This is a genomic window from Protofrankia sp. CiP1_Cm_nod1 (genome assembly GCF_920888515.1).
GTDB lineage: Bacteria > Actinomycetota > Actinomycetes > Frankiales > Frankiaceae > Protofrankia.
On the sequence record NZ_CAKKTM010000420.1, the window covers coordinates 1 to 23,434 of the forward strand.

The window sequence follows — 23,434 nt, forward strand, 5'->3', positions numbered from 1 at the left end:
CGTGGCCGCGGCGCGGTCCGTGGTGGCGGAGGTGGCCGTGTCACCGGACGAGGCGAGGCTCTGCCAGCTGGACAGGTAGGCCTCCGCCGCGGCCCTCGCCGCCCTGTCCTGGGCGCGGCTGTCGCTACGGATCTTCCACAGGTACCCGGCGCCGGACGCGGCGAGCAGCACGATGACGACGGCGAGGGCGATGAGCAGACGGGCGCGGCCACGGCCCCGTCGTGACGTCGACGCGGTGAACCCGCCGGGAGTCAGAGGCACCTTGGCGTGCTCCTCCCCCGTTGACGACCCCAGCGGCGGCCCCGCTGATGACGGACCGGGCTCCGCCGTCATCGACGGCCGGGCTCCGGGCGTGGCACCAGCTTACGAAGGCCCAACCGGGACCCGCCTGTCGACGCGCCGTGAGCACAACGCGGGCCGTAGGTGAAAAACGTTGCTACCACACGGTTTTTCACCTACGGCCCGCGCGTCCGTAGGTGAAAAACGGCGTGATAGTGACGTTTTCCACCTACGCTTTCCGCTGGTTACTCGCCGAGGCGCTCCAGGAGGAGTTTGCGGACGGTGCCCGGGTCCGCCTGGCCCTTCATGGCCTTCATGACCGCGCCGACCAGCGGGCCGACCGCGTTCAGCTTGCCGCCGCGCACCTTGTCGGCGATGGCCGGCTGGGCGGCGATGACCTTCTCGACCGCGTCGGCGAGCGCGCCGTCGTCGGAGACGAGCTTGAGGCCACGGCCGGCCACCACCTCGTCCGGTGTCCCCTCACCGGCGAGGACGCCGGTGATGACCGTGCGGGCGAGGGCGTCGGTCAGCTCGCCGTCGGCGATCATCTCCGCGATGCGGGCGACGTCGAACGGCTCGATCGCGAGGCCGGTCGGGGGCACGCCGGCGTCGGCGGCCCGGCGCGCGAGCTCGTTCAGCCACCACTTGCGGGCCGCCTCGGCCGTCGCCCCGGCCGCGATGGTCTCCTCGACCAGGTCGAGGACGCCGGCGTTGCGCATGTTCACGATGTCGGCGGGCGTGAACCCGTGGTCGGCTGCCAGGCGCGCCCGGCGCTGCGCCGGCAGCTCCGGGATGGTCGCCCGGACGGCGTCGACGTACTCGTGGGTCAGCGCCAGCGGGGTGAGGTCCGGCTCGGGGAAGTACCGGTAGTCGGTCGCCTCCTCCTTGGAGCGGCCGGCCGACGTCGTCCCGGAGGCCTCGTCGAAGTGCCGGGTCTCCTGGACGACCTTCAGGCCCGCGTCCAGCCGGGTGGCCTGCCGGACGATCTCGTGCCGGACCGCCCGCTCCACCGAGCGCAGCGAGTTGAGGTTCTTGGTCTCCGACCGGGTGCCGTAGGGCGCGGCGGGCTCGCCGGGGGCGGTGCGCGGCCGCAGCGACACGTTGGCGTCGCAGCGCAGCGAGCCCTGCTCCATCCGGACGTCGGAGACGGTCAGCGCCCGGCAGAGCTCACGCAGCTCGTCGACGTAGGCACGGGCGACCTCGGGCGAGCGGACGTCCGGCTCGGTGACGATCTCGACCAGCGGGATGCCGGCCCGGTTGTAGTCGACCAGCGAGTGGGTGGCCCCGTGGATGCGCCCGGTGGCCCCGCCGACGTGCAGGGACTTGCCGGTGTCCTCCTCCATGTGGACGCGGGTGATGCCGACCCGGTGGATCTTCCCGTCGGCCTCCACGTCGAGCCAGCCGTTCTCGCACAGCGGCTCGTCGTACTGGCTGATCTGGAAGTTCTTCGGCATGTCCGGATAGAAGTAGTTCTTGCGCGCGAAGCGGCACCATGGCGAGATCGAGCAGTTGAGCGCCAGGCCGATCATCACGGCGAACCGGACGGCGGCCTCGTTGACCACCGGCAGCGAGCCTGGCAGGCCCAGGCAGGTCGGGCACACCTGGGCGTTGGGCTCCGCACCGAACGCGGTGGAGCACCCGCAGAACATCTTCGAGGCGGTGCCGAGCTCGACATGCGTCTCCAGCCCGATCACCGGCTCGTAGCGGGCGACGGCGTCGTCGAAGGTGGGGATGGTGGCCGCCGTGCTGGCCGAGGGTGTCAACGCACGTGCTCCTGTTCAACCGCGTCCGTCTGTACCGAGGTGGAGCCGTGATCCGCGCCGGCGGGCCACGCCTGATCGGCGGGCTGGGCCTGGCCGGCGGGCCGCGCGTCGCCGGTGGGCTGCGTGCCGCCGGTGGGCTGCGTGCCGCCGGTGGCGGGGTCCGGCTGGCGGGGCCGGGTGTCACGCAGGTGGATCCGGGTGGCGAACACGGCCGCGCCGACGCCGAGGACACCCCACAGGATCAGGATGGGCGCCGGCGCGACGACACCGAGTACAAGGGCGGCGACAGTCAGCACCCAGGCTACCGCCAGCAGCACCCGGTCCTCACGTCTGCTACGTAGCGCAACCATCATAGGCCTCCCTCTCGCCATCGTAGTCGGCCGACACACGCGCGATCATGATTCGCTCCGGGCGAGCCCGGGATCTTGTCACGACACGCCCGGTGCGGGCATACCCGACGCGAGCCCGCCCGTCACGGCGCGGCCGGCCCTGGCATGCCCGCGCCGTGGCTTCCGTCACAGGACGTGCGTGCACCGGACGTCCGTGCCGGCGGTTCGGTCACAGGGGCGGGGCGTCGTCGAGAAAGGGACGGCCGCGCCTGGCCTCCAGCGCCGCCTCCAGCGCGCCGCCGACCCGGTACAGGCGGTCGTCGGCGAACGCCGGCGCCATGATCTGGAATCCGACGGGGAGCCCGTCGGCGAGACCGACCGGCAGGCTCATCGCCGGCCCGCCGGCCAGGTTCGACGGGATCGTGCACAGGTCGGACAGGTACATCGACACCGGGTCGTCGACCTTCTCCCCCAGCCGGAACGCGACGGTGGGCGTGGTGGGCGAGACCAGCACGTCGACCCGCTCGTAGGCGGCGGCGAAGTCCTGGCTGATCAGCGTCCGGACCTTCTGGGCCTGGCCGTAGTAGGCGTCGTAGTAGCCCGACGACAGCGCGTACGTCCCCAGGATGATCCGCCGCTTCACCTCGGGGCCGAAGCCGATGCCGCGGGTGCGGCTCATGACCTCCTCGGCGCTCGCCTCGCCGTCGTCGCCGACCCGCAGGCCGAACCGCATCGCGTCGAAACGGGCCAGGTTGGACGAGCACTCGCTCGGCGCGATCAGGTAGTAGGCGGGCAGCGCGTAGGTGAAGTGCGGGCAGCTGACCTCGACGACCTCGGCGCCGAGGCCGACGAGCACCTCGAGGGTGTCGGAGAAACGCGCGCGCACCCCGATGTCGTAGCCGTCCCCGGACAGCTCGCGGACCACCCCGATGCGCACCCCGCGCAGGTCACGGCTGGCGGCGGCGGCCACCACCGGCGGCGGCGCGAGCTCCACGCTGGTGGTGTCCAGCGGGTCGTGGCCGGCGATGGCGGCGTGCAGCAGCGCGGCGTCGGTCACCGTGCGGGCCAGCGGGCCGGCCTGGTCCAGGGAGCTGGAGAAGGCGACCAGGCCGTAGCGGCTCACCCCGCCGTAGGTCGGCTTGACCCCGACCAGCCCGCACACCGCCGCCGGCTGGCGGATCGAGCCGCCGGTGTCGGTACCGAGCGCGACCGGCGTCTCGAACGCGGCCACCGCCGCCGCGCTGCCCCCGCTGCTGCCGCCGGGGATGCGGTCGGTGTCCCACGGGTTGCGGGTCGGGCCGTAGGCGGAGTTCTCCGTGGACGACCCCATCGCGAACTCGTCCATGTTGACCTTGCCGATGATGATCACACCGGCCGCGCGCAGCTTCGCCACGACGGTCGCGTCGTACGGCGGGTACCAGCCCTCCAGGATGCGGCTACCGCAGGTCGTGGGCATCCCCCGGGCGGTGAAGACGTCCTTGAGTGCGAGCGGGACACCCGCGAGCGGGCCGAGCGTCTCCCCCAGGGCCCGGCGCCGGTCGACGTCACGGGCCGCGGCGAGGGCGCCGTCGACGTCGACGTGCAGGAAGGCGTTGATCCGGTCGTCGACCTTCGCGATCCGGTCGAGCGCGGCCTGGGTCACCTCCAGCGCGCTGAGCTCACCCGCGGCGATCGCGGCGGCGGTTCGGGCGGCGGAGAAACGGATGACGTCGGTCACGGACAGGAACCCTCACTCGTCCATATCAAGGATGCGCGGCACCCGGAAGCGGCCGTCCTGCGTGGCGGGCGCGCCGGCGAGAGCGTCGGTGCGCGGCAGGGACTGACCGGTGATGTCGGCCCGGAACACGTTCGTCAGCGGGACGGCGTGCGTCGTCGGGGGGATGTCGCCGGCGGCCACCTCCGCGACCCGGGCGACCGCACCGATGATCACATCGAGCTGGGGGGCGAGCGTGTCGAGTTCCTCCTCCGACAGCGCCAGCCGCGACAGGCGGGCGAGGTGCGCGACCTCGTCCCTGGTAATCGCCATACCGGTTACGACCCTCTGACTTCCCGATGACCTTCCGATCACCTTGTGGCTTGCTGATCGCCGTGGCCTGCTGACCCGCGGGCACGCCGGCGGCGGACGGCCGCGGAACGGAAGCCGGCCTCAGACCGGCCCGCGTACGGCCTGGCCCGCGTACGGCGCTGTGGTCATCGTACGGTCCGGCCCGCCCGATCGGCCTGTGGCGTGCCGGCCAGCGACGACATCGTGTGCCCGGGCGAGGCCTAGCCGCCGCGATCCCGCCCGTACCGACAACATCGTGCGGAGCGACAGAGCCCGTGACCTGCCAGAACCGGCGCCATCCGGTATGAGTTTCCGGATTCGCCCTAGTCACGCCCGCGACGTGGGTACCGCCGGTTGATGGCGTCGGATCCGGCCGTCTTCCACCACCTTGGGAGAAACCGCGCCGCATGTCTGACACGCCCTCCCCCCGGAGCATGCCTGTTGCCCGCTAGCATCGCAGACATGCCTGCGGGTAGTGCCCACCACAGGATCGCCTGGAGATGATGATCACTGCGGTTTCAGAACTGTCCAGTGCCCGTGGAGGTACCTTCTGCAATGCTTGACCGCGACGAGATCGACGCGCTGTTCCCAACTGATCTGCCCGGTCCGGAGCACTGGGAGGAGCGGTACCCGCCGAGGAACCTGCCGTCGGGCGCAATGGTCACCCGTTTCTGCCCGAGTCCGACGGGTTTCGCCCATCTCGGTGGCATCTATGTGGCGATCCTGGACAAGGACCTCGCACGGCAGTCCGGCGGTTCCTACTTCATCCGGATCGAGGACACCGATCAGGCTCGAACCGTGGAGGGCGCGACCGCCCGGTTCGACGTGGCCTTCGGCTACTTCGGCGTCAGTTCGGACGAGTCCGATCCGACCGGCGCCCACGGCCCCTACACCCAGTCGGACCGGGCGCTGATCTACCTGACCTACGTGCGCGAGTTCCTCCGTACAGGCAAGGCATACCCGTGCTTCGCCACGAAGGAGGAACTGGCCGCGTCCGCCGAGGAGCAGCGCGCGGAGAAAGTCCCTACCGGCTACTACGGCCGCTGGGCGACCTGGCGCGATGCCACCGACGAACAGGTGCGCGAACGACTGGCCGCCGGCCAGCCTTACGTCATACGGTTCCGATCGCCGAGCGCGCCGGGCAGGATCGCCTTCACCGACCTGATACGCGGTCGCCTGGAGGCGGACGCGAACCGTAACGACGTCGTCATCCTGAAAAATTCCGACAGCCCGCTGCGACTGCCCACATACCATTTCGCGCACGTCGTGGACGACCACCTGATGCGGGTCACGCACGTGATTCGGGGCGACGAGTGGCTGCCCTCGGTCCCGGTGCACCTGCAGCTGTTCGACGCGGCAGGTTTCGAGCACATTCCATACGCGCACATCGCGCCACTACTGAAAGCGGACGGTTCAGGAAAACGGAAACTGTCCAAGCGCAAGGACCCTGAAGCGTCCGTCGAGTTCTACATCAAAGCGGGCTACCCGGCGCCAAGTGTGCTCTACTACCTTCGCGGGCTGATCAACGGGCGGTTGGCGGAGATGCCGCTGGCCGAGGCGCTGACCGCCCCGCTGCGCCTGGCCGAGTGCGGCGTGTCCGGCGCGCTGGTGGATCTGGTGAAGCTGGAGGACATCGCGGCGGACTACGTCGCGACTCTGCCAAGCCGGGATGTCCTGGACGAGGTGCTGACGTGGGCGGATACCCACGACACCGAACTGGCGCAGGCTGTCCGCGCCGAGCAGGACCTCGCCGTGCGGGCGCTGGACATCGAGCGGACGGGGGTGGACAACCCGCGCAAGGACCTGCGCAAGTGGTCGGACTTCCGGCCGATCTACGGCTACTTCTTCACCGCGCTGTTCGAGCCGGTGACCGATCCCGCGGACAGCCGGTTCGGCGGCCTCGCGCCCGATGTGGTGCGGCGGCTGTGCGCGGACCTGCTGCGTGTCTACCAGGACCTGTCCGACTCGGACGGCTGGTTCGACCAGATCCGTGTGACGGCCAAGGACAACGGCTTCGCGGCAAGCGTCAAGGAGTACAAGAACGACCCCGGCTCCTACGTCGGGTCGATCCGGGAAGCGTCCCAGGTGGTCCGCGTGCTGCTCACCGGCTCCACCCGCAGCCCCGCTCTCCACCTGGTCGCGGCTGCGCTGGGCGAGACCGAGGTACGGCGGCGGATCGGCGCCGTTCTCGGCCCCGCCTGAATCGGCCACCCGCACAGGCTATGATCGCCGCGATTTTGTTGTTGTGTACGCTTTTTGGCCGCGTCAGCGTACACAACGACAAACTCGCGCCGATCTTCTCCGGTGGCCGACGTCCATCGACGCGTGCCACCGTCCGCGGGGATACGTAGGGTTACCTGACCGGCGCGCTAGAAGTGATCTTCGCGTGAGGTAACATAACGTGAGCGATAGCGCCATCCGCCACCAGCTATGACAGCCCGAAAACGCACTGATGACCAGCACCGATACCTGCACGTGACGTTGTTGTCACCAATCAAGCATGCACGGAATGTATTCTTGACTACATGTCGTATCTGCTGCGCCTCGTCCTGCCGGACCGGCCCGGCGCCCTGGGCGCCGTCGCCACCGCCCTCGGGCAGGCCGGTATCGACATCGTCAGCCTGAGCGTGGTCGAGCGCGGCGCGCGCGGTGCCGTGGACGACGTCGTCGTCGAACTGCCCCCGAACGGGCTGGCCGACACCGTGCTGACCGCGGCCTGCTCCGTGCCCGGGGTGAGCGTGGAGTCCCTGCGCCCGTACCCGGCCGGCGGCGTGGGGATCCGGCACGACCTGGACCTTGTCGAGGCGCTGACCGCCCGGCCCGACGACGCGCTCGCCGTCCTCACCGGGTTCGTCGGCGCGGTATTCCACGCCGACTGGGCGGTGCTGCTCGAACGGGTCGCGCCCGGCGACATCCGGGTCGTCGAGTCCTCCGTCGGCGCCCCCGACCTCGGTGGTGACGAGCTGACCAGCCCGAAGAAGGTGCGCCCCGAACTGCTGTCGCTGCCCCTGGACCGCGCGCGTGGCTTCGACGCGGACAGCGGCTGGTTCCCGCCGCGCTGGAGCGCGCTCGGCATGGAACTCGCGGTGGCCCCGGTGGGCACTCCCCCGGAGGGCGGCTGTGAGGTGGCGGTGCTCGTCGGACGGCCCGGTGGCCCGCGCTTCCGCGCCTCCGAGGTCCAGCGGCTGGCCCATCTCGCCGGCATAGCCGCCACGATCGTGCGCAACCGCCACACCTCACCGGCCCCCACCTGACACCGGCACCCACCCAGGGGGACCGGCACCCACCTGGCACCTGGCTCATCCCGCCGCCCCGGCCGCCAGCCCCCGAAACGCCGGCCGGACAGCCGCACACCCCGTTCCGATCAAGACAATGAGTGTGGAAACGGCTGCTACAGCGACCGTTTCCACACTCATTCTCCGAAGAGCCCTCGTTTGGCGGAGAAGGCGTGGAGGCGCCCGCCAACGGAGGCGGCCGGTGGCTAGCCGTCGGCCGGTTCCGTTGGGTCAACCGGTTCCGGTGGGTCGGTCGCCGCCGGTGGGTCGGTCGGTTCTGACGGGTCGTCCGGTTCCGGTGGGAGCGCGAGCGGGGCCGCGGCCTGCGGGCCCTGTTCCAGCAGGACGGCGAAGCCGGTCTCGTCGAGGATCGGCAGCTTCCAGGCGCGGGCCTTGTCGTACTTGCTCGCCCCCGGGTCGGCGCCGACCACCACGAAGGCCGTCTTCCTGCTCACCGAGGCGGTGACCTTGCCGCCGCGGGCCTGGACGGCCTCGGTGGCGGAGTCCCGGCTCCAGCCCGCCAGCGTCCCGGTGATCACGACGGTGACGCCGGTGAGCGGGCCGGGCCCGTCGTCCGCGCCGGCGTCGGCGAGCCGCGCCCCACCGGAACGGATCCGTTCCAGGATGTCCCGGTGGCGCGGATCGGCGAACCAGTCCACCACGGAGGCGGCGATGGTCTGGCCCACGCCGTCGACGGCGGCCAGCGTCTCGGTGGGCGCGGCGGCGATGGCGTCCACCGAACGCATCTCACGGGCCAGCGCCCGGGCCGCGCTCGGGCCCACGTGCCGGATGGACAGCCCGACCAGCAGCCGCCACAGCGGCTGCCGCCGGGCCGCGTCCACCCCGCGCAGGATCTGGTCGATCTTCTTCTTGGCGAAGCCGCGCAGCTCGGCGAACGACTCGGCGGTGAGGTGGAAGACGTCGCCGACGTCGCTCACCCGGCCGGCCGCCAGCAGGGCGGACGCCGTCTCGTAGCCGAAGCCGTCGATGTCCAGGGCGCCGCGGGAGGCGAAGTGGAACAGCGACTCGCGCAGCTGCGCCGGGCACGAGACGGTGTTCGGGCAGCGGACGTCGGCCTCGCCCTCGGGACGCACCAGCCCGGTGCCGCACTCCGGGCAGTGGGTGGGCATCACGAAGGCGCGCTCGGAGCCGTCCCGCAGGTCCACGACCGGGCCGACGATCTCCGGGATCACGTCGCCGGCCTTGCGCAGGACGACGGTGTCGCCGATCAGCACACCCTTGCGTTCCACCTGGTCGGCGTTGTGCAGGGTGGCCAGGGCGACGGTGGAGCCGGCGACCCTGACCGGCTCCAGGCGGCCGAACGGGGTGACCCGCCCGGTGCGGCCCACGTTGACCTCGATGCCGAGCAGCCTGGTGGTGACCTCCTCGGGCGGGTACTTGTAGGCCACCGCCCAGCGCGGGGACTTCGACGTGGCGCCGAGGCGGCGTTGCAGGCCGAAGGCGTCGACCTTCACCACCACGCCGTCGATCTCGTGCTCGACGTCGTGGCGGTGCTCCCCCCACCGGCGGACGAACGCCTCGACCTCGGCGACACTCGCCAGCACCTCGTGGTGCGTGGAGACGGGCAGGCCGAGCTCGGCCATCCGCTGGTACGCCTCGGACTGGGAGGTGACGTCGAAGCCGCGGTGGGCGCCGAGCCCATGCATGATCATGGACAGTGGGCGGGTGGCGGTGACCCGCGGGTCCTTCTGCCGCAGGGAGCCGGCGGCGGCGTTGCGCGGGTTGGCGAACGGTTTGTCGCCGGCGGCGACCAGCGTGGCGTTGAGCTCGGCGAAGGCCGCCGTCGGGAAGAAGACCTCGCCGCGGACCTCCAGCAGCCCGGGCACGCTCCCGCCGCGCAGCCGGCCCGGCACCGCCGCGAGGGTCCGGATGTTCGGGGTGACGTCCTCCCCGGTCCGCCCGTCGCCGCGGGTGGCCGCGCGCACCAGGTAGCCGTCCTCGTAGACCAGGTCGACCGCGAGACCGTCGATCTTCAGCTCGCACAGCCAGGCGTCCACCTCGGCCTCCCGGGTGACGCGGGCGGCCCACGCCTCGAACTCCACCTCCGTGAAGACGTTGTCCAGCGAGAGCAGCCGCTCCAGATGCTCCACCGGGGTGAACAGGGTCGAGATGGCGCCGGCGACCTTCTGGGTAGGTGAGTCCGGCGTGCGCAGCCCCGGGCAACGGGTCTCGATCTCCGTCAGCTCGGCCATGAGCCGGTCGTACTCGGCGTCGGAGACGGTCGGGGAGTCCAGAACGTAGTACCGGAAGGCGTGTTCGCCCAACTCCCGGGCCAGCTCCGCCGCCCGCGCCCGCGTCCGCGCCGGGATCTCGTCGACCGCGACGCCCGGCGCCGACAGCTCGGCGTCGCCGCCGGCGGGGAGCTCACCGTCGGGCCGGGGCTCGGGCCCGCTCCCCGGCGTCACGCTCCGGGAAGCGTCCGGGGAGCCGCCCGCGTCCGGGGGAGCATCCACCGTTGCCTCGGCCGCCGGCGCGCCGGCCACGCCCGGGGGGGCCTCCGGACTCGAGATGTCGAGCGGGCTCATACCGAGCCGTCCGCCAGCGCCCGGCCCGCCTTGCGGCAGCGCCGCAGCGCCGCCCTGGCATAGGCGGGTGTCGCACCCGCGAGACCACAGGTGGGAGTCACCACGACCACCTCCCGAAGCTGCTCCGGGGCGAACCCCAGCCGCCGCCACATCGACCGGACGGGCTCGACAGTACGACGGGCGTCCGACAGGTCCGACACGTCCGACAGGTCCGCGCCCCGCGCCGGCACCACCCCGAGCATCAGCGCGACCCCGGCCTCGACCGCCTCGCCGACGGCGTCGTCGTCGGCGGGCGTCAGCAGGGTCGCGTCCACGCTGGCGAAGGCGGCCTTCGCCTGCCGCAGCAGTCCCAGCGGCGGCGCGGACGCGCAGCAGTGCACCCCGGTGGGCACCCCGGTGGCGGCCAGCAGCGTCCGCAGCCGGTCGACGACGACGCCCTCCTCCACCGCGGGGAGCACCCCGAAACCGCTGGGTGTGCGGACCTCACCGGCGAGCACCGCCGGCAGGCAGGGCTCGTCGACCTGCACGATCAGGCGGACGCCGGGCACGGCCAGGGCGATGCCGGCGAGGTGGGCGGCGAGTCCCTGGGCCAGGGCCTCGGCGATGTCCCGGCTGGCGCCGGCGTCCTTGAGGGCCTTGTGCCCGCGGGGCAGCTCGACGGTGGCGGCGAGCGTCCACGGGCCGGCGACGGCGACCTTCAGCGGCCCGGTGTAGCCGGCGGCGACCTCACCCAGCGCGTCGAGATCGCGGGCGAGCAGGTCCCGGGTGCGGCGCAGGTCCATTCCGGGACGCGGTACCAGCCGCCACCCGGACGGTTGCAGGTCGACCGGCATGTCCGCGAGCAGACCCGCCGAACGGCCGATCATGTCGGCGCCGGGGCCGCGGGCCGGCAGCTCGGGCAGGTGCGGCAGGTCGGGCAGCTCGTCGAAGACCAGCCGGCACGCCTCGACCGGGTCGGTCCCCGGCAGCGACCCGACGCCGGTCGCCGCCCCCGGCTCCCACAGGCGGCCGGCGGCGGGCGCCGTCGCGGGCACAGCGGCGGGCGCGCCGGGGGGCACGGCGGTGGATGCGTCGGCGGGTGCGATGTCAGGCATGGTGGTGAATGGTGTCACGGGCTCATCACCGTCATCGGAATCGCCGTCCGTGGGAAACAGGTGTCAAAGCAGGTGCCGAAGCAGGTGCCAAGGAGCAGGTGCCAAGGAGCGGGCAGAGGAGCGGGGAAAGGCCGGCCGGGGCCCCGCGGTACCCGCGCCCCGCGGTACCCGGGCCTCCCGTCAGCGCCCGAGCCGGAGGACATGGCCGCCGCCGAGGACACGGTCTCCGTCGTAGAGGACGACGGCCTGGCCGGGGGCGGTGCCGCGCAGCGGCTCGTCCAGGGCCACGCGCAGCTCGTCGCCGACGCCCTCGGCGGTGGCGGGCACCGCCTGCCCGTGCGCCCGGACCTGCGCCGCGCAGACCACCGGCCCCTCGTACGGCCAGACCGCCCGGTCGGCCACCAGGTGGGAGACGTCGAGCGCCTCGGCCGGGCCGACCGTCACCGTCCGGGTCACCGGGGAGACGTCCAGGACGTAGCGGGGCCTGCCGTCGGGCGCGGGCCGGCCCAGGCGCAGGCCGCGGCGCTGGCCGATCGTGAACGCGAAGGCCCCCTCGTGCTCCCCCAGTGTCTCGCCGGTGGCGGCGTCCACCACCGGCCCGGGCTGGGAGCCGAGCCGGTCGCGCAGCCAGCGGCCGGTGTCGCCGTCGGCGATGAAGCAGATGTCGTGGCTGTCGGGCTTGTCCGCGACCGCGAGGCCACGGCGGGCCGCCTCGGCGCGGACCTCGGTCTTCGTCGTGTCCCCCAGCGGGAAGATCGCGTGGGCGAGCTGGTCGGGGCGCAGCGTCCCCAGCACGTAGGACTGGTCCTTGCCCGGGTCGACCGAGCGGCGCAGCACCGCCCCGGAAAGCCGCGCGTGATGGCCGGTGACCACCGCGTCGAAGCCCAGGGCCAGCGCCCGCTCCAGCACCGCCGCGAACTTGATCCGCTCGTTGCAGCGCACGCACGGGTTGGGCGTCCGGCCGGCCTCGTAGGCGGCGACGAACTCGTCGATGACGTCGTGCTCGAAGCGGTCGGCGAGATCCCACACGTAGAAGGGGATGCCGATGATGTCGGCGGCGCGGCGGGCGTCCCGGGCGTCCTCGATCGTGCAGCAGCCGCGGGCGCCGGTGCGGTGCGACTCGGGCGACTTCGCCAGGGCCAGGTGCACGCCTGTCACGTCATGGCCGGCGTCCGCCGCGCGGGCCGCCGCCACCGCCGAGTCGACACCCCCGGACATCGCCGCGAGCACACGCATCCGGCTCACCCCCCGGACAGCCCGGACAGCCCGGACAGCCCGGCGAGCGCCCCCGCCCGGCGCGCCCGGCCGACCACCGGCATGATCACACGGACCAGGGCATCGACGTCCGCCGCGGTGGACGTCCGCCCCAGCGAGAAGCGCAGCGAGCCGCGGGCGCGGGCCTCGTCGACGCCCATGGCGAGCAGCACGTGGGACGGCTGGGCCACCCCCGCGGAGCAGGCCGACCCCGTCGAGCACTCGATCCCGTGGGCGTCGAGCAGCAGCAGCAGCGAGTCGCCCTCGCAGCCAGGGAAGGTCAGATGGGCGATGCCGGGCAGACGGCCGGGACCGGAGGGCGCTCCGTTGGCCACCGCGCCCGGCACCGCGGCGAGCACCCGGGCGACCAGGTCGTCCCGCAGGGCGGCCAGCCGTACCGCCTCGACCGGCTGCTCGGCGACCGCCGCCGACGCCGCCGCCGCGAAGGCGGCCACCCCCGGGGTGTCCAGGGTGCCGGAGCGGACGTCGCGCTCCTGCCCGCCGCCGTGCGTCAGCGGCGCCAGCGTCAGGCCGCGGCGTACCAGCAGCGCGCCCATGCCGATCGGGCCGCCGAGCTTGTGCGCGCTGACCGTCAGCGCGTCCGCGCCGCTGTCCTCGAACGACACCGGGATCGACCCGACGGCCTGGACGGCGTCGGTATGGAACACGATTCCGTAACGGTGCGCGATCGCGGCGAGCTCCGCGACCGGTGAGACCGTCCCGACCTCGTTGTTCGCCCACATCACGCTGATCAGGGCGACGCTGTCGGGGTCACGCGCGATCGCCGCGGCGAGGACCTCGGGGCGCACCATCCCGGTGGCGTCCACCGGCAGCAGCTCGACCTGGGCGTCCTGCGCCTCGGCGAGCCAGATCACGGTGTCGAGGATGGCCCGGTGCTCGACCGCGCTGACGAGCACCCGGTGCCGGCGCGGCTCGGCGGCCCGGCGGGCCCAGTACAGCCCCTTGATGGCCAGGTTGTCGCTCTCGGTGCCGCCGGCGGTGAAGACCACCTCGGACGGGCGGGCGCGCAGCGCGGCGGCGAGCGCCTCACGCGATTCTTCAACCACCCTGCGTGCACGACGGCCGCTGGCGTGCAGCGACGACGCGTTCCCGCCGTCCGCGAGCGCCGCATTGTAGGCGGCCACGGCCTCCGGACGCATCGGCGTGGTCGCCGCATGGTCGAGGTAGGTCACACCACCGAGGATATCCGCGCCCGCCGGCGATACCCGCCCGACGCCCACAGTCCGCAACCCGACGCCCCAACCGCCGACGACCGGCCAACGGCGGCGGGCTGGACCGGACCATCACCCTCCGAATATCACCGCCGGCCCGCCAAGCACATCTGGCAAAGCGCGGTATCCGATCAGAGACGGTCGCACACAGTCTCAGATCATGGCTTCCACCTGTGGCTTTCTAGTGTAAGTACGTTTCATGTAATTGTGGTTACACTAGAATCCAGCCTTTGGAGGCGCCTTGGACGCCGGGATGGGTGGTGCAGGTGGAGCGGCCGGTGGACATGTTCGACCGGGAGGAGGAGTGGGCGGCGCTCGCGCGCTTCTGCGAGGACCCGACGCCGGGCGCGACGCTGGGCGTGGTCACCGGCCGCCGGCGGCAGGGGAAGTCGTTCCTGCTCGAGGCGGCGTGCGAGCAGACCGGTGGCCTGTACCACCAGGCGCTCGAAGGGACCGCTGTGGACTCGCTGCGGCTGTTCGGCGCGCGCTTCGCCGAGCACGTCGGCGCCGCGGCGCCGCTGGCGTTCGGTTCCTGGGCCGAGGCGGTCGACGCCGTGCTGGGGCTGGGCCGGCAGGCTCCGACCACCGTCGTCATCGACGAGTTCCCCTATCTGATCAAGGCTTCGCCACAGCTGCCCTCGGTGGTCCAGGCGGCGTTCGGCCCGCGCCGTCCCGAACGGACCGGCTCGCGAACACGGCTGATCCTGTGCGGATCCGCGCTCACGGTCATGGGCCGTCTGCTCGCCGGCTCGGCGCCGCTGCGCGGCCGGGCGGCGCTGGAGCTGGTCGTGCCCTCGCTGGACTTCCGGCTGGCCCGGGAGTTCTGGGGCATCGACGACCACCGGCTCGCGGCGCAGGTACACGCCGTCGTGGGCGGGACGCCGGCCTACCGGGACTTCGCTCGCGGGGACGGCCCGCGCGGCATCGACGACTTCGACGCCTGGGTGGTCAGAACGGTCCTCAACCGCAACTCGCCGCTGTTCCGCGAGGCGCGCTACCTGCTCGCGGAGGAGCCGGACCTGCGTGACCCCGGCCTGTACAGCTCGGTACTGGCGGCCGTGGCCACCGGCGCTGTCACCCGCGGCGCGATCGCGAACGCGGTCGGCCGGCCGACGGGCGACCTCGCGCACCCGCTGACCGTGCTGACCGACGCCGGCTTCCTGGTCAAGGCGGACGACCTGCTGCGCGACCGGCGTCCGGTGTGGCGGATCGCCGAGCCGCTGATCGCCTTCTACCACGCCGTCATGCGGCCGGTCTTCGGCCGGCTCGAGGCGCGTGGACAGGCGGCCAGGACCTGGCCGGGCCGGCGCGCCACGTTCGCCTCCCAGATCCTCGGGCCCGACTTCGAGGAGATCTGCCGGACCTGGGTGGCGCTGTACGCCGGCCCGGCGGCTCTCGGCACCGACGACCTCGGCGACATAGGCGACATCGGCCACGGCACCATCCACGACCGCGAACAGCGGGCGGCGATGGAGCTCGACGTCGTCGCGCTCGGCCCGGCCGACGGCGAGCGCCGCCGGCTCGTCGCCGTCGGCGAGGCCAAATGGGGCGTCGAGCTGGGCCTCGAGCATCTGAACAGGCTGCGACGCGCCCGCACGCTCATCGAACGGACGGGCAACCTGGACGTGACCGGCACCCGCCTCCTGCTGTTCTCCGCCACCGGCTTCACCGACGACCTGCGCGCCGCCGCAGCCCGCGCCCCCGACATCGTCCTCATAGACCTCCACCGCCTGTACGAAGGCGGGTGAGCCAGCAGAGGCCGCCGTTCACTCGACTGGCTCGATCCGCAGGCCGGTGATCCGGGCGAGGTTGTCGAAGTCGCGATCGGCATGCAGCAGACCCGCGTCGGCTCTGATGGCCGCCTGCGCGATGAGGCAGTCGGTGAGCACCCGGACCGTCACCCCGCTGTGCCGGGCGGATCGGTACAAGGCCGCGGCGTTCTCGTAATCGCCGGAATCATGCAGAGGAAGGATGGGTAGGGACGCGAGCAACGCCAGCAGCTCACGCTGGTGTTCGTGGGAACGGGCGCCTGCGAACACCTCAAAACGGACGATCTCCGTCGTCACCAGGTAGGCGTCCTCGTCGATCAGATCGCGTAGCCGCCGATGGACCGGTGACTTGCTCCCACGGAGCAGCTCGATCCACGCGGAAGTATCGACGAGAATCACCGGTCGTCACGGGAAACGCTGTCGAGACTCGACACGAAACCCGGGCGGAGCTCGCTCAGGTCCGCGTCCCAGCCCGTGCCTTCCAGGGCCAGGGCCCGGCGCCGGAAGTCGGCCCGGCCGACGAGATGCCGCAAGGCCAGATCGACGATTTCACGCCGGGTGTTCACTCCGAAGACGCGCATGGCCTCCTCGATCAACTCGTCGTCGACGACGATGTTGGTCCGCACATCAGCCATGGTCATCAACATACACACCTCTGTGTATGTTGCTTGTCAGCAGATCCAAGAGTGACAGTACGTGACACCATGGATCGCGACAAGTCCGATACATCCGGTCAGAAGTGATAGCTCGGTGGTCTGCTGGAGGCCGGTGGGCTGACGGGCTGGCAGGTCAGAAGTCGCCGGCGCGGCTGCGGAAGTCCCGGAGGATGTCGACGAGCGGGCCGACCTGCTCGGGTGGGAAGCCCGGGCTGGCGAACAGACGGCGGTTGAGCTCGACGGTGGCCGTGGTCGCCACCTCCCGGCCGGCCGCGGTGATCTCGGCCAGGGTGGTGCGCCGGTCCGTGGGGTGCGGGATGCGGCGGACCAGGCCCTGCGAGGACAGCCGGTCGACCGCGCTGGTCACGCTCGTCGGATGCACCTGCAGACGGTTGCCGACCTTGCTCATCGGCAGTGAGCCGGCCCGGCTGAACAGCAGCAGCACGAGCAGCTCGTAGCGGGCGAAGGTCAGCTCGAAGGGGCGCAGCACCTCGTCCGCCCGGGCCAGGATGATCTGCTGGGCGCGCATCACGGACGTGACGGCCGCCATGCCGTCAGCCGCTTCGGCCCAGCCGTGCGCTGTCCACTGCTTGCGCGCCTCCTCGATGGGGTCGAACGGCAGGGGTTTGGGAAAGGACACGGTCGGACGGCTCCTCCACGACGTGGCCGGTCGGCCGGGAACAACACGGGCCTCGTTTCCCGTGCCGCCGCGGGTCCATGGGGCCGCCGTGGGCTCTGGGAAACGTGGGCCTCCCGGACCTGTCGGAAACCTGCCACCTCCGGGGCCCCACCGGATCCGGCGGGACCCCGGACGCGAGCGAATCACGACCGCGCGGCCCTGGCCAGCCAGGGCCGCTGGGAAACTAGGCTGCTTCAGACATTACGACGGTACCGGCCACCGACTTCGAAGAAAGCGTCGCTGATCTGGCCGAGCGAGCAGTGCCGGACGGCCTCCATGAGGACGTCGAAGACGTTCTCGCCGGCCGCCGCGGCCTCGCGCAGCCGGCGCAGCGCCTCGGGGGCCTCCTCGGCGTGCCGGGCCTGGAAGTCGGCGAGGCGCTCGAGCTGCGAGACCTTCTCCTCCTCCGTGGCTCGGGCGAGCTCGATGGGGCCCTGCACGCTGTCCTCCGCGTCGGGGTCGAGGAACGTGTTCACCCCGATGATCGGCAGGCTGCCGTCGTGCTTGCGCTGCTCGTAGAGCATGGACTCGTCCTGGATACGGCCGCGCTGGTAGCCGGTCTCCATCGCGCCGAGCACACCGCCGCGCTCGGAGATCCGCTCGAACTCGGCGAGGACGGCCTCCTCCACGAGGTCGGTGAGCTCCTCGACGATGTGGGAGCCCTGGAGCGGGTTCTCGTTGCCGGTCAGCCCCCACTCCTTGTCAATGATCATCTGGATGGCCAGCGCCCGGCGGACGGAGTGCTCGGTCGGGGTGGTCACCGCCTCATCGTAGGCGTTGGTGTGCAGGCTGTTGCAGTTGTCGTAGATGGCGCACAGGGCCTGCAGTGTCGTGCGGATGTCGTTGAAGTCCATCTCCTGCGCGTGCAGGGAACGGCCGGAGGTCTGGACGTGGTACTTGAGCTTCTGCGACCGCTCGGCGGCACCGTAGCGCTCACGCAGAGCGACCGCCCAGATCCGCCGGGCTACCCGGCCGATGACACTGTACTCCGCGTCCAGACCGTTGGAGAAGAAGAACGACAGGTTCGGCGCGAAGTCGTTGATGTCCATGCCGCGGGCGAGGTACGCCTCGACGTAGGTGAAGCCGTTGGCCAGGGTGAAGGCGACCTGGCTGATCGGGTTCGCCCCGGCCTCCGCGATGTGGTAGCCGGAGATCGACACGGAGTAGAAGTTGCGGACGCTGTGGCCGATGAACCATTCCTGCACGTCGGCCATGCAGCGCAGGGCGAACTCGGTGGAGAAGATGCAGGTGTTCTGCCCCTGGTCCTCCTTGAGGATGTCGGCCTGCACGGTGCCGCGCACGGTCGACAGCGCCCTGGCCCGCACCTCGGCGGCCTCGGCCGGGGTGGGCTCGCGGCCCTCGGTGGCGGCGGACCGCTCCAGCTGCTGGTCGATGGCGACATTGAGGAACATCGCGAGGATCGCGGGAGCCGGCCCGTTGATCGTCATGGAGACGCTCGTCGTCGGCGAGCACAGGTCGAAGCCGGCGTAGAGCTCCTTCATGTCGTCCAGGGTCGCGATCGAGACCCCGGACGTGCCGATCTTGCCGTAGATGTCGGGGCGGGGCGCCGGGTCCCGGCCGTAGAGCGTGACCGAGTCGAACGCCGTGGACAGCCGGGTGGCCTCCGAGCCCCGGGAGAGGTAGTGGAACCGCCGGTTGGTGCGGAACGGGTCGCCCTCACCGGCGAACATCCGCGCCGGCGCCTCGCCGACCCGCTTGAACGGGAACACCCCGGCGGTGAACGGGAACCGGCCGGGCAGGTTCTCCGCGCGCAGGAAGCGCACGAGATCACCGTCGTCGCCGGTGCGGGGCAGCGCCACCCGGGGTATCGAGGTGCCCGACAGCGTCGTGCGGCGCAGCGGCGTGTGGATCTCCTTGCCGCGCACCGTGTAGACGAGCTCCTCGCCGGAGTACTCCGCCACCGTCGCCGGCCAGGCGTCCAGCTGCTCGCGCACGCTGGGATCCAGGCCCTTCTCGGCACCCTCGAGCAGGGCGTCGAGCCCCGCGTACCGGTCGCCGGCGGCGGCGAGCTCCTGGTGCGCGGTGCGCAGGTGCTGGCGCCGGCGGGCCGCCTCGACCTGCTCGGTGCTGTGCCGGTGGTAGGAGCGCACGGTCTCGGCGATCTCCGCCAGGTAGCGGACGCGGGACGCCGGGAGCACCCTCGTCAGCCCCGAGGACGCCTTGACCGACACCCGCGGCAGCGTACCGGCGGCCAGCGGCAGCCCCTTGGCCGCGAGCAACGAGATCAGGTGCTGGTAGAGCGCGGTGACCCCGTCGTCGTTGAACCGGGCCGCGCTCGTCCCGAACACCGGCATGTCCTCCCAGGAGGAGCCGAAGGCCTCCCGGTTGCGTACCAGCTGACGGCCGACGTCGCGGCGGGCGTCCTCGGCCCCGGGCCGCTCGAACTTGTTGATCGCCACCACGTCGGCGAAGTCCAGCATGTCGATCTTCTCAAGCTGGGACGCGGCGCCGTACTCGGGCGTCATCACGTACAGCGAGACGTCCACCAGGTCGACGATCCCGGTGTCGCCCTGGCCGATGCCCGGCGTCTCGACCACGACCAGGTCGTAGCCGGCGGCCTGGCAGGCCGCGATCACGTCGCCGATCCGTTCGGGCAGCTCGCTGCCGGCACCCCGGGTCGCCAGGGAGCGGAAGAAGATCGTGGACGGGCCGTCGCTGTCCCCGAGCACGTTCATCCGGATGCGGTCGCCGAGCAGTGCGCCGCCGGCGCGGCGGCGGGTCGGGTCCACCGCGATCACGGCGGCGCGCAGCTTGTCCTGTTGGTCGAGGCGCAGCCGGCGCAGCAGCTCGTCGGTCAGCGAGGACTTGCCGGATCCGCCCGTGCCCGTGATGCCCAGCACCGGGATTCCGGGCCGGGCCGCCTGGCGCACCTGGCGCGCGAGTTCGGGCGAGGCGCCGCCCTGCAACACGGTGATCGCCCGGGCGAGCGCGCCCTGGTCACCGGCTGCGATTGCCGGCACCGACGGCAGGTCGGCGGTCAGGTCGGTGTCGCACTCGGTGACAATGATGTTGATCATCCCTGGCAGCCCGAGCCGCTGCCCGTCCTGCGGCGAGAAGATCCGGGCGACCCCGCGGGAGTGCAGCAGGGCGATCTCGTCGGGGACGATGACACCCCCTCCCCCGCCGTACACCCGGATGTGGCCGGCGCCGCGCTCACGCAGCCGCTGGACCAGATAGCTGAAGTACTCGACGTGCCCGCCCTGGTAGGACGACAGTGCCACCGCCTGGGCGTCCTCCTGGATCGCGGCCGTGACCACCTCCTCCACACCGCGGTCGTGGCCGAGGTGGATCACTTCGACGCCCTGGGACTGCAGGATCCTGCGCATGATGTTGATCGCCGCGTCGTGGCCGTCGAACAGGGAGGCCACGGTGACGACCCGCACCGGATGCTGCGGGACGTGCAGGGGTGACTGACTGGCTACGCCCATCCTCGAAACCTCCGGACCAACGGCGGGCACACTTTCCCGTCCAATAGTTGGACGGGCAGATATTAGGATGCCCACACAATAGGCCGGGAGTCCAGACCCCGACATGATCGTTATTTTGCGAAGCCGTCCGGCCGGAGCAACAACGGAAGACGGCAAGAGGGCGTTCCAGCCAGGAAACACCCACAGAATCCACAACACCCACCGAGCGTCACCCACCGGACGCCGGGCCAGTGAGGCCGGGCCAGTATCGCCCGAAGCCGCACCCAGGGAACAGGGAACAGGATCGGACAGGGGCCCGAGCCGCCCGGACCCCTACCGCACCACCGGGCGTAGGGGCCCGTACCCGACGGGCGGTCCGCCAGGCCGTCCTCGGAACGGTTCCGGCTGGCGGCCGGCCGCCCACGCCAGGCGTACGGCGACGGCCGGACGTTCCTCGGGAGGGAGGGAACATCCGGCCGTCAGACGTCCGCGGAAGAACAGCGACCGGACGTCCGCGGACACGATGCCGCACAGCGGCGGCCCGGCTACCCCTTGCGCTTCTCGATCGCCTCGGTGAGCTGCGGGACGACGTTGAACAGGTCACCCACGATGCCGTAGTCGGCGAACTCGAAGATGGGCGCCTCCGGGTCCTTGTTGATCGCGACGATCGTCTTGGACGTCTGCATCCCGGCCCGGTGCTGGATCGCACCGGAGATGCCGACCGCGACGTAGAGCTGCGGCGACACGGTCTTGCCGGTCTGGCCGACCTGCTGCTGGTGGGGGTACCAGCCGGCGTCGGTCGCCGCCCGGGACGCGCCCACCGCGGCGCCGAGGCTGTCGGCCAGCTTCTCGACCAGCACGAAGTGCTCGGCGGCGCCGAGGCCACGGCCGCCGGAGACCACGATCTGCGCCTCGGTGAGGTCGGGACGGCCCGACTTGGCCTCGACCACCCGGTCGAGGATCTTCGCCGACTTCGCGGCGTCCGAGATCGTGATGTCGACGTTCTGCGTCACCGGGGTGGTCGGCGCGGCCTCGGGGGCGGTGGTGTTCGGCCGCACCACGAGGATCGGCGTCCCCTTGGTGACCTTCGAGGTGACGATCGTGGAGCCACCGAAGATGCCCTGGGTCGCGGTCAGGTCCGCCGCGACGGCGACCGCGTCCCAGAGCAGGCCGGACCCGGTCTTCGCGGCCGTGCGCGCGGCGGCCTCCCGCGCCTCCGCGGTGGCGGCCGTGAGGACCGCCGCGGGTGCGACGTCGGTCACCAGCTTGGCCAGCACCTCGGCCACCGGCGCCACCACATAGTCGACGACGTCGTCGGACTCGACGACGTACACCTTCGACGCCCCGTACTCCGCCAGGAAATCCTTGATCTTGGCGTACGTGCCGGGAGCGCCGAGGAAGACCGCGGACGCCTCGCCCAGTGACCGGGCGAGCGTCAGCAGCTCGGCAGTGACCTTCTTCGGCTCGCCGTCCGCGTGCTCGACGAGTACCAGAACCTCAGCCATTGGATAAGGACCCCTCAGATCAGCTTCTGCGCGACGAGGAACTCGGCGGCCTTCGTACCGCCGTCGCCCTCGTCCTTGACGATCGTCCCGGTCTGGCGGGGCGGCGCCGGCTGGGCGTCCACCACCGCCGACCCGGCGTTGGCGAGCCCGACCGTGGCGGGATCCAGGCCGGCGTCGGCGACGGACACGGTGGTCAGCGGCTTCTTCTTGGCCGCCATGATCCCCTTGAACGACGGGTAGCGCGGCTGGTTGATTTTCTCGACGACACCGACGACCGCCGGTATGGACGCTTCCACCAGAGCGTAGCCATTGTCGGCCTGGCGCTCGATACGAACGGTGCCCGCCCCCGGGTCGACGGTCACCTTGCGGGCCTGGGTGAGCTGCGGGAGCCCGAGCTGCTCGGCGAGCAGGGCCCCCAGCACACCGCCGCGGGCGTCGGAGGCCTCGGCGGCGGTGATGACGATGTCGGGCGACAGCGTGGAAATAACTTTCGCGAGCGCGGCGGACGTCTGCAGCGCGTCGGAGCCGGCCAGCTGCTCGTCGGTGATGTGCACGGCCTTGTCCGCACCCATCGACAGCGCCTTGCGGATGGTCTCGACGGCCTTCTGCGGGCCCAGGGTGACCACTGTCACCTCGCCACCATGGGCTTCCTTGATCTTCAGGGCCTCCTCGACACCGTACTCGTCCATCTCGTTTATGACGTTGTCCACACTTTTGCGATCGATCGTCCGGGTAACCGGGTCAAGCTTCTTCTCTGCCCAGGTGTCCGGCACCTGCTTGACAGTAACGACGATGTTCACCACGCCTCGAGGCCTCCGTAGCCACTTTTATCGGTCTGCTTGTTCCTGACATGGTCGCACCGGCAACGTTGTCACGCCCAATGATCGCCGGCGCGCTCCGAACCATGCCCCGTCCACGTTGCCACCGGAAGGCACCCGCGTGTGCATTCGGGCCGACTTCTGCACAGCCCCTTCCAGCACCGTGATCGGATCACTACTTTCTGTCCTGAGCCTCAAAAACACCATGCCGTCACGAAAAGTAATCATACGAGCCACGAGGGCACAATGAACAGAAAACCGGAACTGATCGGCTTCGTTCGGGATAATGACCCTGTATCGGACAAAGATGGATCCCGCCCGACACTGTTCGCACGTCTACTCGCCGAGATCTCGATCTCCGACACCCGCTTCGCCCGACAGGTCAACGAGCGCGCACGGCGACACCGCCGGATCGAGCTCGCGCTGGCACGGACCACAGTGGGCCACTGGCGCCGCGGCATGCGCCCCCGCGACCCCATGGTGGCCGAGCTCGCCGCCGCCGAGATGTCGGCGCTGGTGGGCTACCAGATCACCCCGACCGACCTCGGCTGGCGGGGTGAGACATTCCGCGGGGACGACTTCGGGCTCACCGTGGCCGAGCAGCCCGCGGGCACCCTTGGAACCATCGCCGGACTTTCAGGACGCGACATGCGCAGGCGAGATCTCTTGCAGGACGGAAGCGCGTTCGTAGCGAGCGCTTTCGCGGACTCGGTGCTGGCCAGCCTCACCGGCGTCGTCAGAACGGTCGACGACGCCGCCCCGG

The 23,434-nt window shown here is 71.4% G+C and carries 17 protein-coding genes and 2 pseudogenes; 4 read left to right on the forward strand and 15 right to left on the reverse strand.

Features of this window, described 5'->3' with window-relative positions:
* The 5 genes and pseudogenes from NBX02_RS18910 to gatC all read right to left on the reverse strand — a co-directional run.
* Positions 1-261, reverse strand: a pseudogene (locus NBX02_RS18910) (penicillin-binding transpeptidase domain-containing protein); the annotation flags it as partial.
* A gap of 263 nt (positions 262-524) precedes the next feature.
* Positions 525-2,012 (reverse strand): Asp-tRNA(Asn)/Glu-tRNA(Gln) amidotransferase subunit GatB, encoded by a 1,488-nt coding sequence (gene gatB, locus NBX02_RS18915; protein WP_445548527.1) that lies wholly within the window; start codon positions 2,010-2,012, stop codon positions 525-527.
* A gap of 26 nt (positions 2,013-2,038) precedes the next feature.
* Positions 2,039-2,395: a hypothetical protein gene (locus NBX02_RS18920; RefSeq protein WP_250284848.1), complete on the reverse strand. Its 357-nt coding sequence runs from the start codon at positions 2,393-2,395 to the stop codon at positions 2,039-2,041.
* Between the two features lie 205 nt (positions 2,396-2,600).
* Complete coding sequence (gatA, locus tag NBX02_RS18925; RefSeq protein ID WP_250284851.1) at positions 2,601-4,088, reverse strand: Asp-tRNA(Asn)/Glu-tRNA(Gln) amidotransferase subunit GatA; 1,488 nt, start codon at positions 4,086-4,088, stop codon at positions 2,601-2,603.
* Between the two features lie 12 nt (positions 4,089-4,100).
* Entirely contained in the window at positions 4,101-4,397 is a 297-nt protein-coding gene (gene gatC, locus NBX02_RS18930) for an Asp-tRNA(Asn)/Glu-tRNA(Gln) amidotransferase subunit GatC (RefSeq protein WP_250284852.1), read from the reverse strand.
* Between the two features lie 573 nt (positions 4,398-4,970).
* Between gatC and NBX02_RS18935 the strand changes: the two genes are divergently transcribed.
* Complete coding sequence (locus NBX02_RS18935; protein WP_250292444.1) at positions 4,971-6,617, forward strand: glutamate--tRNA ligase family protein; 1,647 nt, start codon at positions 4,971-4,973, stop codon at positions 6,615-6,617.
* Positions 6,618-6,940: 323 nt separating this feature from the next.
* Positions 6,941-7,669 carry an ACT domain-containing protein gene (locus NBX02_RS18940; RefSeq protein WP_250284855.1) on the forward strand — a complete coding sequence of 243 codons (729 nt, stop codon included), beginning with the start codon at positions 6,941-6,943 and terminating at the stop codon, positions 7,667-7,669.
* Positions 7,670-7,896: 227 nt separating this feature from the next.
* Here NBX02_RS18940 and ligA read toward each other — a convergent pair whose 3' ends face one another.
* From ligA to NBX02_RS18960, 4 genes are all read right to left on the reverse strand, one after another.
* Complete coding sequence (gene ligA / locus NBX02_RS18945; protein WP_250292446.1) at positions 7,897-10,236, reverse strand: NAD-dependent DNA ligase LigA; 2,340 nt, start codon at positions 10,234-10,236, stop codon at positions 7,897-7,899.
* Positions 10,233-11,270 (reverse strand): methionine synthase, encoded by a 1,038-nt coding sequence (locus NBX02_RS18950; RefSeq protein ID WP_250284868.1) that lies wholly within the window; start codon positions 11,268-11,270, stop codon positions 10,233-10,235. The genes ligA and NBX02_RS18950 overlap by 4 nt, the downstream gene beginning before the upstream one ends.
* A gap of 240 nt (positions 11,271-11,510) precedes the next feature.
* Positions 11,511-12,566, reverse strand: a complete 1,056-nt coding sequence (gene mnmA / locus NBX02_RS18955; RefSeq protein ID WP_250292448.1) for a tRNA 2-thiouridine(34) synthase MnmA — start codon at positions 12,564-12,566, stop codon at positions 11,511-11,513.
* A gap of 5 nt (positions 12,567-12,571) precedes the next feature.
* On the reverse strand, positions 12,572-13,777 hold the full coding sequence (locus NBX02_RS18960) for a cysteine desulfurase family protein (protein WP_250284860.1): 1,206 nt from the start codon (positions 13,775-13,777) through the stop codon (positions 12,572-12,574).
* Between the two features lie 305 nt (positions 13,778-14,082).
* Between NBX02_RS18960 and NBX02_RS18965 the strand changes: the two genes are divergently transcribed.
* Entirely contained in the window at positions 14,083-15,564 is a 1,482-nt protein-coding gene (locus NBX02_RS18965) for an AAA family ATPase (RefSeq protein ID WP_445548528.1), read from the forward strand.
* An 18-nt stretch (positions 15,565-15,582) separates the two neighbouring features.
* Here NBX02_RS18965 and vapC read toward each other — a convergent pair whose 3' ends face one another.
* The 6 genes from vapC to NBX02_RS18995 form a co-directional block, all read right to left on the reverse strand.
* Entirely contained in the window at positions 15,583-15,984 is a 402-nt protein-coding gene (vapC, locus tag NBX02_RS18970) for a type II toxin-antitoxin system VapC family toxin (RefSeq protein WP_250284862.1), read from the reverse strand.
* Positions 15,981-16,220, reverse strand: coding sequence for a type II toxin-antitoxin system VapB family antitoxin (locus NBX02_RS18975; RefSeq protein WP_250284864.1), 240 nt, complete (start codon positions 16,218-16,220; stop codon positions 15,981-15,983). The genes vapC and NBX02_RS18975 overlap by 4 nt, the downstream gene beginning before the upstream one ends.
* A gap of 154 nt (positions 16,221-16,374) precedes the next feature.
* Complete coding sequence (locus tag NBX02_RS18980; RefSeq protein WP_250284866.1) at positions 16,375-16,881, reverse strand: MarR family winged helix-turn-helix transcriptional regulator; 507 nt, start codon at positions 16,879-16,881, stop codon at positions 16,375-16,377.
* 233 nt (positions 16,882-17,114) lie between these two features.
* A complete protein-coding gene (gene icmF, locus NBX02_RS18985; RefSeq protein ID WP_250292450.1) occupies positions 17,115-20,369 on the reverse strand; it encodes a fused isobutyryl-CoA mutase/GTPase IcmF in 3,255 nt (1,084 codons plus the stop codon).
* 524 nt (positions 20,370-20,893) lie between these two features.
* Positions 20,894-21,853: an electron transfer flavoprotein subunit alpha/FixB family protein gene (locus tag NBX02_RS18990; protein WP_250281105.1), complete on the reverse strand. Its 960-nt coding sequence runs from the start codon at positions 21,851-21,853 to the stop codon at positions 20,894-20,896.
* 14 nt (positions 21,854-21,867) lie between these two features.
* Positions 21,868-22,653 carry an electron transfer flavoprotein subunit beta/FixA family protein gene (locus NBX02_RS18995; protein ID WP_445548529.1) on the reverse strand — a complete coding sequence of 262 codons (786 nt, stop codon included), beginning with the start codon at positions 22,651-22,653 and terminating at the stop codon, positions 21,868-21,870.
* Positions 22,654-22,917: 264 nt separating this feature from the next.
* Between NBX02_RS18995 and NBX02_RS19000 the strand changes: the two are divergent.
* Positions 22,918-23,434: pseudogene (locus NBX02_RS19000) on the forward strand (transcriptional regulator); the annotation flags it as partial.

Excerpts from the sequence above, each read along its gene's own strand:
- NBX02_RS18920 (WP_250284848.1), bottom strand. The coding sequence starts at position 2,395 with ATGATGGTTGCGCTACGTAGCAGACGTGAGGACCGGGTGCTGCTGGCG.
- NBX02_RS18935 (WP_250292444.1), top strand. The coding sequence starts at position 4,971 with ATGCTTGACCGCGACGAGATCGACGCGCTGTTCCCAACTGATCTGCCC.
- ligA (WP_250292446.1), bottom strand. The coding sequence starts at position 10,236 with ATGAGCCCGCTCGACATCTCGAGTCCGGAGGCCCCCCCGGGCGTGGCC.
- gatC (WP_250284852.1), bottom strand. The coding sequence starts at position 4,397 with ATGGCGATTACCAGGGACGAGGTCGCGCACCTCGCCCGCCTGTCGCGG.
- icmF (WP_250292450.1), bottom strand. The coding sequence starts at position 20,369 with ATGGGCGTAGCCAGTCAGTCACCCCTGCACGTCCCGCAGCATCCGGTG.
- NBX02_RS18990 (WP_250281105.1), bottom strand. The coding sequence starts at position 21,853 with ATGGCTGAGGTTCTGGTACTCGTCGAGCACGCGGACGGCGAGCCGAAG.
- NBX02_RS18975 (WP_250284864.1), bottom strand. The coding sequence starts at position 16,220 with ATGGCTGATGTGCGGACCAACATCGTCGTCGACGACGAGTTGATCGAG.
- mnmA (WP_250292448.1), bottom strand. The coding sequence starts at position 12,566 with ATGCGTGTGCTCGCGGCGATGTCCGGGGGTGTCGACTCGGCGGTGGCG.
- NBX02_RS18940 (WP_250284855.1), top strand. The coding sequence starts at position 6,941 with ATGTCGTATCTGCTGCGCCTCGTCCTGCCGGACCGGCCCGGCGCCCTG.